Annotated in this window: 14 protein-coding genes; 9 read left to right on the top strand and 5 right to left on the bottom strand. The window is 69.8% G+C overall.

Annotation, left to right across the window (positions count from 1 at the left end):
• Positions 1–62: 62 nt before the first annotated feature.
• Positions 63–278, bottom strand: coding sequence for a hypothetical protein (locus AB0H32_RS03150; protein ID WP_361113338.1), 216 nt, complete (start codon positions 276–278; stop codon positions 63–65).
• A gap of 185 nt (positions 279–463) precedes the next feature.
• On the opposite strand from AB0H32_RS03150, the gene mutM reads away from it, so the two are divergent.
• The gene (mutM, locus tag AB0H32_RS03155; RefSeq protein WP_361113341.1) at positions 464–1,324 is read left to right on the top strand and encodes a bifunctional DNA-formamidopyrimidine glycosylase/DNA-(apurinic or apyrimidinic site) lyase; all 861 of its coding nucleotides are present in this window, start codon (positions 464–466) and stop codon (positions 1,322–1,324) included.
• Here mutM and AB0H32_RS03160 read toward each other — a convergent pair.
• Entirely contained in the window at positions 1,297–1,707 is a 411-nt protein-coding gene (locus tag AB0H32_RS03160) for a helix-turn-helix domain-containing protein (protein WP_361113343.1), read from the bottom strand. The two genes, mutM and AB0H32_RS03160, sit on opposite strands and share 28 nt — an antisense overlap.
• A gap of 126 nt (positions 1,708–1,833) precedes the next feature.
• On the opposite strand from AB0H32_RS03160, the gene AB0H32_RS03165 reads away from it, so the two are divergent.
• Both AB0H32_RS03165 and AB0H32_RS03170 read left to right on the top strand, forming a co-directional pair.
• Entirely contained in the window at positions 1,834–2,418 is a 585-nt protein-coding gene (locus AB0H32_RS03165) for a flavodoxin family protein (protein WP_361113346.1), read from the top strand.
• 536 nt (positions 2,419–2,954) lie between these two features.
• Positions 2,955–3,653 carry an IMP cyclohydrolase gene (locus AB0H32_RS03170; RefSeq protein ID WP_361113349.1) on the top strand — a complete coding sequence of 233 codons (699 nt, stop codon included), beginning with the start codon at positions 2,955–2,957 and terminating at the stop codon, positions 3,651–3,653.
• A gap of 219 nt (positions 3,654–3,872) precedes the next feature.
• Here the strand turns inward: AB0H32_RS03170 and AB0H32_RS03175 are convergent, their stop codons facing one another.
• Together AB0H32_RS03175 and AB0H32_RS03180 are read right to left on the bottom strand one after the other, a co-directional pair.
• A complete protein-coding gene (locus AB0H32_RS03175; protein WP_361113351.1) occupies positions 3,873–4,025 on the bottom strand; it encodes a hypothetical protein in 153 nt (50 codons plus the stop codon).
• A 155-nt stretch (positions 4,026–4,180) separates the two neighbouring features.
• Positions 4,181–4,630, bottom strand: coding sequence for a hypothetical protein (locus AB0H32_RS03180; RefSeq protein WP_361113354.1), 450 nt, complete (start codon positions 4,628–4,630; stop codon positions 4,181–4,183).
• Between the two features lie 492 nt (positions 4,631–5,122).
• Between AB0H32_RS03180 and AB0H32_RS03185 the strand changes: the two genes are divergently transcribed.
• Together AB0H32_RS03185 and AB0H32_RS03190 are read left to right on the top strand one after the other, a co-directional pair.
• The gene (locus tag AB0H32_RS03185; protein ID WP_361113356.1) at positions 5,123–5,296 is read left to right on the top strand and encodes a hypothetical protein; all 174 of its coding nucleotides are present in this window, start codon (positions 5,123–5,125) and stop codon (positions 5,294–5,296) included.
• A gap of 1,379 nt (positions 5,297–6,675) precedes the next feature.
• On the top strand, positions 6,676–6,900 hold the full coding sequence (locus AB0H32_RS03190) for an integrase (RefSeq protein WP_361113359.1): 225 nt from the start codon (positions 6,676–6,678) through the stop codon (positions 6,898–6,900).
• 20 nt (positions 6,901–6,920) lie between these two features.
• Here the strand turns inward: AB0H32_RS03190 and AB0H32_RS03195 are convergent, their stop codons facing one another.
• Positions 6,921–8,102 (bottom strand): CAP domain-containing protein, encoded by a 1,182-nt coding sequence (locus tag AB0H32_RS03195; RefSeq protein ID WP_361113362.1) that lies wholly within the window; start codon positions 8,100–8,102, stop codon positions 6,921–6,923.
• 185 nt (positions 8,103–8,287) lie between these two features.
• Between AB0H32_RS03195 and AB0H32_RS03200 the strand changes: the two genes are divergently transcribed.
• The 4 genes from AB0H32_RS03200 to AB0H32_RS03215 all read left to right on the top strand — a co-directional run bounded on the left by AB0H32_RS03200 (position 8,288) and on the right by AB0H32_RS03215 (position 14,795).
• A complete protein-coding gene (locus AB0H32_RS03200; RefSeq protein ID WP_361113365.1) occupies positions 8,288–8,569 on the top strand; it encodes an acylphosphatase in 282 nt (93 codons plus the stop codon).
• 382 nt (positions 8,570–8,951) lie between these two features.
• A complete protein-coding gene (locus AB0H32_RS03205) occupies positions 8,952–9,155 on the top strand; it encodes a hypothetical protein (RefSeq protein WP_359061453.1) in 204 nt (67 codons plus the stop codon).
• A gap of 290 nt (positions 9,156–9,445) precedes the next feature.
• A complete protein-coding gene (locus tag AB0H32_RS03210) occupies positions 9,446–13,177 on the top strand; it encodes an AAA family ATPase (RefSeq protein ID WP_361113369.1) in 3,732 nt (1,243 codons plus the stop codon).
• Between the two features lie 199 nt (positions 13,178–13,376).
• On the top strand, positions 13,377–14,795 hold the full coding sequence (locus AB0H32_RS03215; RefSeq protein ID WP_361113371.1) for a sugar porter family MFS transporter: 1,419 nt from the start codon (positions 13,377–13,379) through the stop codon (positions 14,793–14,795).
• Positions 14,796–14,892: the final 97 nt, after the last annotated feature.

Below are 14,892 nucleotides of genomic sequence, written 5' to 3' on the forward strand. Positions count from 1 at the left end.
GAGTTCACCGAGGACGACTGGCGCGACATGCTGGACGGCATCGCGCCCGGCCTGTACGAGTACTACCGGCGGGGGCCCGAGGCGGACACCGAGACCGTGTCCGTGCCCACGCTGCCCGAGCCGGAGGCCGGGCTGCTCGGCGCCGCCGTCAAGGACAGCCTCGTCACCGAGGAGATGCGGCGGATCGACGACGGTCTGCCGCTGCGCGGCCCCGCCGTCCGGCCCGCCACCCACTGCTTCGGCGGGGGCTCCGCCGCCGACAACCCCAACCGGTTCATGTACTACCCCTCGCACCCGATCGCGGACAGCATGGGCGGCGGTGTCGTCCTCGCCTCGTACTCCTGGTCCGACGACGCCGCCCGCTGGGACTCCATGCCTGACGCGGAGCGCTACCTCTACGCCCTGCGCAACCTCCAGGCCGGCGTTACGCTTCCGTTGGCCGCACTACTGCCCGAGGAGCCCTGTGCCCGAGTTGCCCGAGGTCGAGGTCGTCCGGCGTGGTCTGGAGCGCTGGGTCGCCCATCGCACCGTCGCCGACGTCGAGGTGCTGCACCCGCGTGCGGTGCGTCGGCACATCGCGGGCGCCGACGACTTCGCGCACCGCCTCAAGGGCCACCACATCGGCACAGCCAGCCGGCGCGGCAAGTACCTGTGGCTGCCGCTGGAGGAGACCAACCAGTCCGTCCTCGCCCACCTCGGCATGAGCGGCCAGCTGCTGGTACAGCCGCACGAGGCGCCGGACGAGAAGCACCTGCGCATCCGCGTCCGGTTCGCCGACGGCCAGGGCACCGAGCTGCGCTTCGTCGACCAGCGCACCTTCGGCGGCCTGTCCCTGCACGACAACACCCCCGAGGGCCTGCCCGACGTCATCGCGCACATCGCCCGGGACCCACTCGACCCGCTGTTCGACGACGAGGCCTTCCACCAGGCCCTGCGCCGCAAGCGCAGCACCATCAAACGAGCGCTGCTCGACCAGTCCCTGATCAGCGGGGTCGGCAACATCTACGCGGACGAGGCCCTGTGGCGCGCCCGCGTCCACTACGAGCGTCCGACGGCGAACTTCACCCGCCCGCGGACGGCCGAACTCCTGGGCCACGTCCGGGACGTCATGAACGCGGCCCTCGCCGTCGGCGGCACCAGCTTCGACAGCCTGTACGTCAACGTCAACGGCGAGTCGGGCTACTTCGACCGGTCCCTGGACGCCTACGGCCGAGAGGGCCTGCCCTGCAAACGGTGCGGCACTCCCGTGCGGCGCCGCCCGTGGATGAACCGGTCCAGCTACTTCTGCCCCAGGTGTCAGAGGGCGCCGCGCGTCTCGTCGTAGCGCGCACGGGACGCGAGGACGTCGTCCATGGCGCCCTCCACGCAGTGGATGAGGGCGAGCAGCCGTTCGGCGACCGCACGACCCAGCGGGGTCAGTTCGTAGTCCACGCGGGGCGGGTTGGTCGGCTGGGCCTCGCGGTGCACCAGGCCGTCGCGCTCCAGCGCATGCAGGGTCTGGGACAGCATCTTCTCGCTCACCCCGTCGACCCGGCGGCGCAGCTCGTTGAAGCGCAGTGAGCCCTCGTGCAGCGCGCCGAGCGTCAGTCCGCCCCAGCGTCCCGTGACGTGCTCCAGCGTGCCGCGCGACGGGCACGCCTTGGCGAACACGTTGTAGGCGAGGTCGTCCTCGTCCCGGGTCTCGCTCAGGTCCTGGGTGCTGCTCATGACACCAGCCTACGCCAGCGCAGCGCTCACTGACAGGTTGCACTATCTAGAAGTTAGTGCTTTCCTGAAGTCAGTGCTTTTGAGCTGCCCGTTCGGGCTCTTCGCCTGCTTCAAGGAGCAATCATCGTGACTACCCCCGTTGTGTCCATCGCCTACCACTCCGGCTACGGCCACACCGCCGTGCTCGCCGAGGCCGTGCGCGCCGGTGCCGCCGAGGCCGGCGCCGAGGTGCATCTGATCAAGGTCGACGAGATCACGGACGAGCAGTGGGAGACGCTCGACCGCTCCGACGCGATCGTCTTCGGATCGCCCACCTACATGGGCACCGCGTCCGGAGCCTTCCACGTCTTCGCCGAGGCGTCCTCCAAGCGCTGGTTCGGGCAGGACTGGAAGGACAAGCTGGCGGCCGGCTTCACCAACTCCGGCTCCAAGAGCGGCGACAAGCTGCACACCCTGCAGTTCTTCCAGATCCTCGCCGGCCAGCACGGCATGCACTGGGTCAACCTCGGCCTGCACCCCGGCTGGAACACCAGCGAGGGCAGCGAGCACGACCTCAACCGCCTCGGCGTCTTCGCGGGCGCGGCGGCCCAGACCAACACGGACGAGGGTCCGGAGGGCGTGCACAAGGCCGACATAGCCACGGCGGAGCACCTGGGACGCCGGGTGACGCAGACCGCTCAGGTGTTCACGCGGGGCCGCGTCACCGCATGACGGATCCGGGGCCCGGCGGACTGCGTCAGTAGTCGAAGAAGTGCAGGGCCGGGTGCGTGACCTGCGGATCTGCAATCGACCAACGCTGCGACCTGCTACTTGGCTGTCGGTGGTTGTCGGCGTTGGTCGTCGTTGAGCACCCTCCGGCGGCCCCGGGGCGGCCCGGTTGCCGGTGTCGACGGTCGTGTAATTCCCCGCGAACCGCGCTTTCGTGTCGGCGTAATTCCCCACCCCCGCGGCCACGGGTCCCCATGGGGACGGTGACCGCAGCGTGCGGGGTCGGGGATGCCCGACCCCGCACGCATTTCCCCTGTTCCAGGTGGTTTGATCCTTAGTTGGCTATGTCCTGTGAGCCGGTCTGGTTCCCCATGGGCATGTCGGCAGCTTCGGAGCGGTCCAGACTCTGCGGCGATCCCCGCGCCAGACGTGGGGATCTGGCCAACGCGCAGTGGGGCGGGCCGGACTCTCCTTGATCCGCTTGGATATCCCCGACGACTTCGCGACGCGAAGCCATGATGCAAAGGGGCGCAATCACCGTGGTCTTGCTGAAGGACGCACTGGCAGACAATTCCTACCCCGGCCGCGGCGTGCTGTGGTGCACAACTGGCGATGGCACCACCCTCGCCGCCTACTTCCTCACCGGGCGCAGCCCCGCCTCTCAGGCCCGTACTCTGCACCTCACCCCCGCAGGCGAGCTGATCGTCGCTCCGTCCGACGCGTGCGAACACGACCACCTCCGGCACTACGTCGCCGCCCGTCAGAGCGGTGCTTGGCTGGTCTTCGGCAACGGGGAGCAGGTCTCCACGGTGGCCGACCGACTGGCCTCCGGGCAGGATCCGCTCCCGGCCCTGGACGGGCTGGACTACGAACCGGACCCGCCGATCTTCACTCCCCGCCTGACCGTGATCGCGGACAACCACGGGGGCGGCAGGGCTTGGTTCGGTGCCGCGCGACGCAGCACCGCGGACCGCACCGCCACGAACCGGCTCACCCTGCACGTCAGCGACCTGGCTCCCGGCGAGGGAGTGCTCATGACGACCTATCGCTCGGACGGGCAGGAGATCGCCACCGGTGCCCCCTTCATGGAAATCCGCACCACCGCTGAGACGAGCGATGACCTCCTCGACGAGCTGTGGTCGGCGCTACCGCCCCAACTCCGCATTGCCGCAGCTGTCTTCAAGCCCGGGGACTTGAAGAGTTCCGGCATCCGACAAACCTCAGGCACTCGCGTCTGATCTTCCTCCGGTGCTGAGCCCCCCCCAGGCTCAGCACCGAGAACCCACTCGGCAAGACCACTTCAAGACCAGGCGCAGGCCGCCACGCCAGAGGCTGGGGAATTACGTGACCGCAGCCCCTGGGGAATTGTGCCGTCGTCGACAGCTGGGCAGTGCAGCCCGCAGCCTTTTGGTCCGTAGCCCTATGAGGATCGGTCGGTGAGGGGCATACCGGTTGCGCTACGGCCATACGAGGTCGCCGCCGGACGGGGGCGGTTGCTGTACTTCGCTGCTGTACCGCCACCAGCCTTGCTGGCCGACCACCGCTTTAGGGGCGAGGTTGGGCGGTCCCGAGCTGACCTTGGGCTCCTTGTCCTGGGCAGAGTCCGCCATCGCGTACCGTCGCGCACCCTGATTCCCCGTGGGACTCCGCGTGTTCTGGCACGGATGTGGCACGACCGGTCTTCGTCCTGGAGCGGCCGGCCTCTGTTTCTCCGCTGATTTCCGTTCGATGGGGCACGCGGGGGCGCGAACCCCTTGCTGCCCTGTCACTGGGGGTCGATACCCCATATCTTGATGGGCTCGTACGCTCCATCGTGGAAGTCGAAGACAGTCACTTCGGTGTCGAATATGTGGCGGAAGTGGCCCCCATAGCCGGGTTGCGCGATGTGTGGGGCTAGCAGGTCCAACAGGCTCCGGAGGTAAAGCATGGAGTCGTCGACCCAGTCGTTGCGTGCGAAAAGTTCCCATTCATACCGCTCCCCGGATCTCGTGAACTCTTGCACCTCGCGACGCAGGGACACGACGTCTCCACCGGGCACCCGGCGGTTGGCGTAGTTGTCGGGCACGAGCAGTGGGTACAGCTGTCCGTCTTGGTCGTCGAGACCTTCGGGGAACTCGGCGTCCATGCCCAAGTGCCACCGCAGGGCGGCCATGACGCATTCGGGGGTGTCGTCGCGCAAGTAGCAGGAAAAGACGACCTCGTAGCGCTCACTCATGGACGGCATTGTGCACGGCAGGACCGACACCGCCACGACGGTCGTGCTTCCACGTGCCCCTCGATGCGAACTATGGGCACGGTGGTCGCTGAGGTCTGCTGGGGACGTCAGGCAGTCGCTCACGGCCGGTGGCGGTCGGGGCTGGTTACGGTGGTTGCTGTACTTCGCTGCTGTACCGCACCGGCTTCGCCAGCCTCATCCCTATCAGGTCGATCACCGCGAGCTCTCGACACTGAACCTCGGCTGTCCTGCGGCGTGGGAGTGGTTTCTAGAGGCCGCCGTGGGGCGCTTGACGGTCGCCTAGATAGGGAGTAGCGGCACAGCGAAGGCGCTCGGCGCTCCCCGGCCATGGCGGCCGGCCGCCGCGGTTCCGGCCCCGTAATCCTCCAGACCGCGGGACCTCGTCCGTCCACGATCGGCGCATCCCGCAGGGTGGTTTTGCCCCCCCGCCTCAAGGGCACACGGCCAGTGAGATTCCGCGGAGGTACCGAGATGAGTGCAGGAGAAAGAGCCAAGGCAAAGGCCGAGAAAGTCGTCGGAAAGACCGTGCGGAAGGCCGCCCACGCGGCGCACAAAGAAACCCTCGAAGCGAAAGGCGCCGCACTCGAAGCACGGGGCATGATGCGGGGCGCGAAAGAGCGGGCCAAGGGCTCCCTCAAGAGCTGACACGGTCATGAAAGGCAGTGGCCCGCCAGCAAGCTTGTGGACAGCTGCGCACGGCGTCGGGTGTCTTCCCCTCCTCCTCAACCCACCACCTGCCCCAGCTCCCATCCCGTCCGCCGTCGACCCACACACCGTGGAGCAGGCGTGGTTCATGGCGTCCAGGTGGAGCGCGCCACTGTATGAACGACCTGGACGCCATGGGCCGCGTCTGCTCGGCTCTGCCTGGGTCGACGGTGGACGGGATGGAGCCCCCAACGCTCGCCACGATGTGCCCGCAGTCGGCAACGGTGCCCCCTCCATCCCGGTGCCGGCCGATCCCCCGCCGGAGGCATCGTCTTTGGCCATGGCCTCATTCAGGCAGGGGGGCACAACACCCATCCCTCGCGGTTCACAGCCTGTGGAGGCCGGCCGACCTCAGCCGTGGCGCACCTGCTTTTGAATCAAAGCGTCTCTGAGGGTTCGCGCGGATCAGGTGCTGTTGACCATGGTGCGGTGCCTTGTCCTCAGGTCGGGTCTGGTGGTGTGGGGCATGGTGGGGAATCAGGCTCGGTCCGGTGCATCGGCCCTTGGCGGGCCGGAGTGTGAAACGCGGATCGTCCCGGGGCATCGAGAGTGGCGCGGGGCCGGGGCCGGGGGCCGGCGCCTGCCGAAGGCGTGGGCGCGGGCCCCCGAGTCCCGAGCCCGCGCCGGCCCGCAGTGCGGGCCGGTGGGGTGTGATCCTGCGTAGCGACGGCCGGGAAGCCATTGGGCCAGCGCATCCGGATGGTCGAAGGCCAAGAGCCCCCCGCCCCTGGGCCGTGACGCTGTAGGCCGGTGACCGAGGGGTGAGGCTGTAGCCCCGGGAGGCTGTGAAGCACAGAGAAGCTGAGGTTTCCCATGGGGGAGCTGTCGAGTCTTGTTCTCCCAAGTGCGCGACGGCTCGGGACTCCGCCGGACCGTGCAGGCCGTGGCGGAAGGCCCCCCTCCCCGCCGGAACGGCGGGGCTTGGTGTGCGACAGGGCGAGGCCTTCGGTCTGGCTCTGGAAGACGTGGACTTCCCTGGTGGGATGGTGCACGTAGTTCGCCGGGTGAAGCTACTCCAACGGCATCGGCCTGTGTTCGCCCCGCCCAAGGGCGGCACAGAGCGGGATGTTCCACTGCCTCGCTCCGTTGCATCGGCGCTGGCTGCTCACTTGGAGTGCTTCCCTGCCACCCCGATCACCTGCCCTGGAAGACGCTGGACGGCCCGCCGGTCACGGCATCGCTGTTCTTCACCGGGTCCCGGGGCCTTGCCCTGGACCGGAACCGTTTCAATGACCGCATGTGGCGGCCGGCTCTCCGCACCGCGGCTGTGGCGGCCGGCTCTCCGCACCGCGGCTGTGGCGACCGGGCGGGACAACGGCATGCATGCCCTGAGGCACTCCTATGCCTCGGTCCTGCTCGACGCGGGGGAGAGCATCAAGGCGCTCAACGAGTACCCGGGCCATCACGACCCCGGCTTCACGTTGCGTACGTACTCGCGCCTGATGCCGTCCAGCATGCCCCGTACCCGGGCCGCCGTGGATCGCGTCTTCGGGAACTCCGAAGGTTCGGATGACGGCCCGGAGACGGCCCAGAGCGACGCTTAGGTTTCTGACCTGCGGTTGTCTCAGTAGCCGAAGTCCTGCGTCCACCACGGGCCGTCCGGGCCGAGGTGCACGCCGACGCCGAGCGTCTTGAAGTCGCAGTTCAGTATGTTGGCGCGGTGGCCGGGGCTGCTCATCCAGGCAGCCATCACGGCCGTCGCGTCCGCCTGGCCGCGAGCTATGTTCTCGCCGCCGAGGTCGGTGACGCCCGCCTTCGCGGCCCGGTCCCACGGGGTGGCCCCGTCCGGGTCGGTGTGGTCGAAGAAGTCCCGCGCGGCCATGTCGTCGCTGAAGGCCTCGGCCAGCTTGGTCAGCGAGGAGTTCGCCGCCAGCGCGCTGCAGCCGACCTTCGCACGCTCCTCGTTGACGAGCTTCAGCACCTCCGCCTCGGCGGCGGCCTGCGTCGACACCGTGACCGGTGCGGAGGTCGCCGTCGGCGCCTTGCTCGCCGTACGCGACGGCTTGGGCGCCGGCGGGACCGCCCTGCCGGTCGGCTTCCGGTCCGGGTTCGCCGTCCGGGAGGGCTTCTGCGTGGGCGTGGGGGAGGCCGAGGGGGAAGCGGAGGCGGAGGGGGAAGCAGAGGTCGAGGGGGAAACAGAGGCGGAGGCCGAAGGGGAGTGGGGCGCGGTCGGCGAGGCCTTGCGTCCGGTGTCGCGGCTCGCGGGCGCGCCACCGCCGGCCGGGCTGTCCGCGGTCCCGGAGGTGCCGCCCTGCTCACTGGCCGTGTTGCTGGGGATGGCCGCCGGCTGCACCCGGTCGCCGCCGGTGGAGTGCGTACTGCCGCCGAGCTGGTAGTTCTCCAGGCCGGGCACCACGCCCGTGACCACGGCGACCGTGCCGAGGGCGACGGCCGCGGAGACCCCGAGGAGGCCGGTGCGCACCGGCTTGGCCACCTTCTTCGTGTGCCGGTGGTGCCGGGACAGACCGCCGTCCGGGCTGAAGCCGCCGTCCGGGCTGAAGCCGTCGCCGCCCGGGCCGTCCGGCGACGGTTGGGCGTCCATCGCGTACAGGTAGGCGGTGCTCCGGGCGGTCGTCTCGGCGTACGCCTCCGGGTTCAGGTAGGGCGCGATGCCCCTGGGCGCTCTCCCAGCCGCGTACGAGTCCTGCGGGTCCTCGCCGCCCGTGACCGGGCCGTGCGTGTGGGTGACCCCCGTGGCGTGGCCCGGGGCGGCGCGGCCGGCGGCGGAGCGACGGTGGCGTCCCATGTCCTTGCCCTCTTCCTCGTCCTCGCGGTCGACCCGGCGACGCCGTGCTGGCGAATGACTCCTTCTGGCCAACCCGACTCACTCGATCGAGCGAGTTTCATATGAGATGCATTGGGTGGGGACGGTACCCCATGGCGCTCGGGGAGGAAGTGTTCCAAGCGACATCGGCCCGTTAGGTTGCACCCATGAGCGAGGATGTACGGCTGGTCGCCTGGGTGCGCGGACGCGTTCAGGGTGTGGGTTTCCGCTGGTTCACGCGTGCCAAGGCGCTGGAGATCGGCGGCTTGAGTGGTTTTGCTCTCAATTTGGGCGATGGCCGCGTCCAGGTGGTTGCGGAGGGCGCGCGCGAGGGGTGCGAAGGGCTGCTCGACTGGCTCCAGGCCGGCGACACGCCCGGCTCCGTGGACGGTGTCACCGAGATCTGGGACACACCCCGCGGCGGCTACGACGGCTTCGCCATCCGCTGAGTCGTTTCTGTAAAGCCCTGCAGGCCGGCGCCCGGCGAGCTGCCCCGGGCACATGCTCCGAGCAGAAACGTCCTGGTGGTTGCCAAGAAGGGCGCGGCATGGCAGGCTCCGCTGGTACAGCTGATCGCCACGCCCTGAGGGCCCCGCAGGAGACGCAGCACCGCCGTTCGCAGGCCGTGCGCCCGGGGTTTGCCCGCCAATACAGGGCGTGATCGTGTTGACCGTCAAACTTTTTGGTGAGACGCTGAAAGCCCCGCGCACCTTAGCTGTTTGGCATGTAAGAACGGCAGAGCAACACTCGAGTGTGTCAAGCACCGCGGGTGCGAATCCCTCACGACCCACACCGCATCGGTCGGTCACTCAGTGTGGAGGACCATCCATCATGGCAAAGGCGCTTCTCGGTTACGTCGGCGGCTCCGACCCTCGACTCCTCGCCGAGATGCGACGGCTGCAGCAGCGCGTCCAGGACCTGGAGTCCGAGCTGGTACGGATCCAGGCGGAGAACGACGAGCTGACGGCTGCCGCCTCTCAGGACAGGATCATGGAGAGCATCGACGCACACCAGGCGGAGCCTGCGCTCACCTGATCGCTGCATCGCTCCACAACAGCAGTCGCAGCGGTTGGGCTGCCCGTATCAACCGCACAGTTGTCGGACAACAGGTTTACCGGTTGTCAGAGTTGCAAGGGACGCTTCGGCGTCCCTTCTTTCTTTCCCCCGCGCATCCTTTCACCCTCTTTAACGTTTGGTGTGCCCTGCAAGTTCAACGGTGAAACCGTGGGTGTGAGGCTGCTGTCCGGCGGCCCGCCTCCCGGTCTGCGGGAACGGTTGCGAGTGTTCGTGGAGTGAGATACCGGCGCCGGGTAGAGTCCAGCGGCGTGCACCTCAAGGCCCTGACCCTGCGCGGGTTCAAGTCGTTCGCCTCGGCGACCACGCTCCGGTTCGAACCGGGGATCACGTGTGTCGTCGGCCCGAACGGCTCGGGCAAGTCCAATGTCGTGGACGCGCTCAGCTGGGTCATGGGCGAGCAGGGCGCCAAGTCGCTGCGCGGCGGCAAGATGGAGGACGTCATCTTCGCCGGCACCACCGGCCGCCCGCCGCTGGGCCGTGCCGAGGTGTCCCTGACCATCGACAACTCCGACGGGGCGCTGCCCATCGAGTACGCCGAGGTCACCATCACGCGGATCATGTTCCGCAACGGCGGCAGCGAGTACCAGATCAATGGCGACACCTGCCGTCTCCTGGACATCCAGGAGCTTCTGTCCGACTCCGGTATCGGCCGCGAGATGCACGTCATCGTCGGCCAGGGCCAGCTCGACTCCGTCCTGCACGCGGACCCGATGGGCCGCAGGGCCTTCATCGAGGAGGCCGCGGGTGTGCTCAAGCACCGCAAGCGCAAGGAGAAGGCGCTGCGGAAGCTGGACGCGATGCAGGCCAACCTCGCGCGCGTGCAGGACCTCACCGACGAACTGCGCCGTCAGCTCAAGCCGCTCGGCCGCCAGGCGGCGGTCGCGCGCCGGGCCGCCGTCATCCAGGCGGACCTCCGCGACGCCCGCCTGCGGCTGCTCGCCGACGACCTCGTACGCCTGCGGGAGGCGCTCAGGGCGGAGGTCGCCGACGAGGCCGCGCTCAAGGAACGCAAGGAAACCGCCGAGCAGGAACTGAAGAAGGCGCTCCAGCGGGAGGCCCTGCTGGAGGACGAGGTACGGCAGCTCACCCCGCGCCTCCAGCGCGCCCAGCAGACCTGGTACGAGCTGTCGCAGCTGGCCGAACGGGTGCGCGGCACCGTCTCGCTGGCCGACGCCCGGGTCAAGAGCGCCACGTCGGCACCCCCCGAGGAGCGGCGCGGCCGGGACCCCGAGGACCTGGAGCGCGAGGCGGCCCGCATCCGTGAACAGGAGGCCGAGCTGGAGGCCGCCCTGGAGGCTGCCCAGCGCGCCCTGGACGACACGGTCGCGCATCGCGCCGAACTGGAGCGCGAGCTGGCGGTCGAGGAACGCCGCCTCAAGGACGTCGCCCGTGCCATCGCCGACCGCCGCGAGGGGCTGGCCCGTCTCTCCGGCCAGGTCAACGCGGCCCGCTCACGCGCCGCCTCCGCCCAGGCCGAGATCGACCGGCTGGCCGCCGCCCGCGACGAGGCCCAGGAGCGCGCGGTCTCGGCCCAGGAGGAGTACGAGGCTCTGAAGGCGGAGGTCGACGGTCTCGACGCCGAGGACGTGGATCTCGCCGAACAGCACGAGGCGGCCAGGCGGCGGCTCGCGGAGGCGGAGGCCGCGCTCGGCTCGGCCCGAGAGGCGGCCACCGCGGCCGAACGCAGGCGCGCCGCGACCCAGGCCCGCCACGAGGCGCTGGCGCTGGGCCTTCGCCGCAAGGACGGCACCGGCATACTCCTGGGCGCCCGGGACCGCCTGGCCGGAGTCCTGGGCCCGGCGGCAGAGCTGCTGACGGTGACCCCGGGCCACGAAGTCGCGCTCGCCGCCGCCTTCGGCGCGGCGGCCGACGCGATCGCCGTGACGACCCCGGCATCGGCGGCCGAGGCGATCCGCCTCCTGCGCAAGCAGGACGGCGGACGCGCGGCGCTGCTGCTGGCGGCCGCGCCGGACGAGCCGGAGCCCGGTGGCCCCGTGAGAACGCTGGGCGGAGCCGACGCGCCGGACGGTGACGGTACGGCCGGGTCCCGCGGCATCGGCGGGCCGGGCCGGCCGCGGACCGCCGACGCCGCGGGCGGTTACGGCGCCATGGGCTCACCGGGCCACGGTGCCGGCGCCGTCTCCGGCGGCCCGGGCCCGGACGGGCACCGCCCCGCAGGTCCGGCCCTCGCGGCCGATCTGGTCCGCGGCCCCGCCGAACTCATGCCCGCCGTGCGGCGGCTGCTGCGCGGGATCGTCGTCGTGGGCACGCTCGAGGACGCCGAGGATCTCGTCTACGCCCACCCCGACCTCACTGCCGTCACCGCCGAAGGCGACCTGCTCGGTGCGCACTTCGCGCACGGCGGATCGGCCGGGGCGCCCAGCCTGCTGGAGGTGCAGGCCTCCGTGGACGAGGCCGCGGCGGAGCTGGAGGAGCTGGCCGTGCGCTGCGAGGAGCTGACCGGGGCGCAGCGCGCCGCGGCCGAGCGGCGCACCGAGGCCGCGGCGCTCGTGGAGGAGCTGGGCGAGCGGCGCCGGGCCGCCGACCGGGAGAAGTCGTCCGTGGCCCAGCAGCTCGGCCGACTCGCCGGGCAGGCGCGGGGTGCTGCCGGGGAGGCCGAGCGGTCGGCCGCGGCGGCCGACCGTGCGCAGGAGGCGCTGGAGAAGGCCGCACAGGAGGCCGAGGAACTGGCCGAGCGGCTGGCGGTCGCCGAGGAGATGCCGGTCGAGGAGGAGCCGGACACCTCCGTCCGGGACCGCCTCGTCGCCGACGGTGCCAACGCCCGGCAGACCGAGATGGAGGCCCGTCTTCAGGTCCGTACGCACGAGGAGCGGGTCAAGGGGCTCGCCGGACGGGCCGACTCGCTGGACCGGGCCGCCCGCGCGGAACGCGAGGCACGCGCGCGTGCCGAGCAGCGGCAGGCCCGGCTGCGGCACGAGGCCGCCGTCGCGCAGGCCGTCGCGGCCGGCGCCCGGCAGCTGCTCGCCCACGTCGAGGTCTCCCTCGGCCGTGCCGACCAGGAGCGGTCCGCGGCCGAGGCCGCCAAGGCCGTACGGGAGCAGGAGCTGACGGCGGCGCGCGGTGCCGGACGCGAACTCAAGTCCGAACTGGACAAATTGACCGATTCGGTGCACCGGGGTGAGGTGCTCGGCGCCGAGAAGCGGCTGCGGATCGAGCAGCTGGAGAGCAAGGCACTGGAAGAGCTGGGCGTGGAACCGGCCGGGCTCGTGTCCGAGTACGGCCCGCACCAGCCGGTGCCGCCCTCCCCGCCCGCCGAGGGCGAGGTGCTGCCGGAGGACCCGGAGCATCCCCGCAACCAGCCGAAGCCGTTTCTCCGCGCCGACCAGGAGAAGCGGCTCAAGGCCGCCGAGCGCGCGTATCAGCAGCTGGGCAAGGTCAACCCGCTGGCGCTGGAGGAGTTCGCGGCCCTGGAGGAGCGCCACAAGTTCCTCAGTGAGCAGCTCGAAGACCTGAAGAAGACCCGCGCCGACCTCCTCCAGGTGGTGAAGGAGGTGGACGAGCGCGTCGAGCAGGTGTTCACCGAGGCCTACCGGGACACGGCCCGCGAGTTCGAGGGCGTGTTCAGCCGGCTGTTCCCGGGCGGCGACGGACGGCTGATCCTGACCGATCCCGACAACATGCTCACCACGGGCGTCGACGTCGAGGCCCGCCCGCCGGGCAAGAAGGTCAAGCGGCTCTCCCTGCTCTCCGGCGGAGAGCGGTCGCTGACCGCCGTCGCGCTGCTGGTGTCGATCTTCAAGGCCCGGCCGAGCCCCTTCTACGTCATGGACGAGGTCGAGGCAGCCCTCGACGACACCAACCTCCAACGGCTGATCCGGATCATGCAGGAGCTGCAGGAGGCCTCGCAGCTGATCGTGATCACGCACCAGAAGCGCACGATGGAGGTCGCCGACGCGCTGTACGGCGTCTCCATGCAGGGCGACGGTGTGTCAAAGGTCATTTCCCAGCGGCTCCGCTAGTCATCCCCTCAAGATCGACTAACTCGATGTTCACTTCTTGAACATGGAGCGGTGTAGCGCGTCTGGAAACTCACAGCCTTCGAGGTATTGACTTCGAAACTTGAAGGCATAGTCTCTGCAACGTTGCTTTTATCTTCAGGTCTTACTTGTAAGGGCTGACCCCCACCCGGCAGCGTTGCCGTGGCCCGAGGAGCTTTTCGTGACCAGCACAGCGCAGGTACCCAAGTCAGGAGCCAGGACGGCTAAGCCCGAGCATCTCGGGCACGTCATCTTCATCGCGGCGGCGGCCGCGATGGGCGGTTTCCTGTTCGGTTACGACAGCTCCGTGATCAACGGCGCCGTCGAGGCCATCCGGGGGCGCTACGACATCGGCTCGGCAGCGCTGGCCCAGGTCATCGCCATCGCCCTGATCGGCTGCGCGATAGGCGCCGCGACCGCCGGCCGCATAGCCGACCGCATCGGCCGCATCCGGGTCATGCAGATCGCCGCCCTGCTGTTCACGGTCAGCGCCGTCGGCTCGGCACTGCCCTTCTCGCTGTGGGACTTCGCCTTCTGGCGCGTCGTCGGCGGCTTCGCCATCGGCATGGCCTCCGTGATCGGCCCCGCGTACATCGCCGAGGTCGCCCCGCCCGCCTACCGCGGCCGCCTCGGATCCTTCCAGCAGGCCGCGATCGTCATCGGCATCGCCATCTCCCAGCTGGTCAACTGGGGCCTGCTGAACGCCGCCGACGGCGACCAGCGCGGCAAGCTGATGGGCCTGGAGGCCTGGCAGGTCATGCTCGGCGTCATGGTCGTCCCGGCCGTCCTGTACGGCCTGCTCTCCTTCGCCATCCCCGAGTCCCCCCGCTTCCTGCTCTCGGTCGGCAAGCGCGAGCGTGCCAAGGAGATCCTCGCCGAGGTCGAGGGCACGGGCACCGACCTGGACGCCCGCGTCGCCGAGATCGAGCACGCGATGAAGAGCGAGCACAAGTCGGGCTTCAAGGACCTGCTCGGCGGCGGCTTCTTCTTCAAGCCGATCGTCTGGATCGGTATCGGCCTGTCGGTCTTCCAGCAGTTCGTCGGCATCAACGTCGCGTTCTACTACTCCTCGACGCTGTGGCAGTCGGTCGGTGTCGACCCGACGGACTCGTTCTTCTACTCCTTCACGACGTCGATCATCAACATCGTCGGCACCGTGATCGCGATGATCTTCGTGGACCGCATCGGCCGCCGGCCGCTCGCGCTCATCGGCTCGGTCGGCATGGCCGTCGGCCTGGCCCTGGAGGCCTGGGCGTTCTCGCACCACCTCGTGGACGGCAAGCTGCCCGCCACGCAGGGTTGGATCGCGCTGGTCGCCGCCCACCTGTTCGTCCTCTTCTTCGCCCTGTCCTGGGGCGTGGTCGTCTGGGTCATGCTCGGCGAGATGTTCCCGAACAAGATCCGCGCCGCCGCCCTGGGGGTGGCCGCCGCCGCGCAGTGGATCGCCAACTGGGCCATTACCGCGAGCTTCCCGTCGCTGGCCGACTGGAACCTGTCCGGCACCTACGTGATCTACACGGTCTTCGCCGCGCTCTCCGTCCCGTTCGTCCTGAAGTTCGTCAAGGAGACGAAGGGCAAGTCGCTGGAGGAGATGGGCTGAGGCCCCGCAGTCCCGAGGAGACGGGCCCAGACCCCGCTGCCCTTCTCCTCGACCACCGGCCCGCCCAAGGGCGCCGTCATCCCGCGCCGGGCCCTCC

The sequence above is a fragment of the Streptomyces sp. NPDC020362 genome (genome assembly GCF_040642095.1).
Taxonomy (GTDB): Bacteria; Actinomycetota; Actinomycetes; order Streptomycetales; family Streptomycetaceae; genus Streptomyces.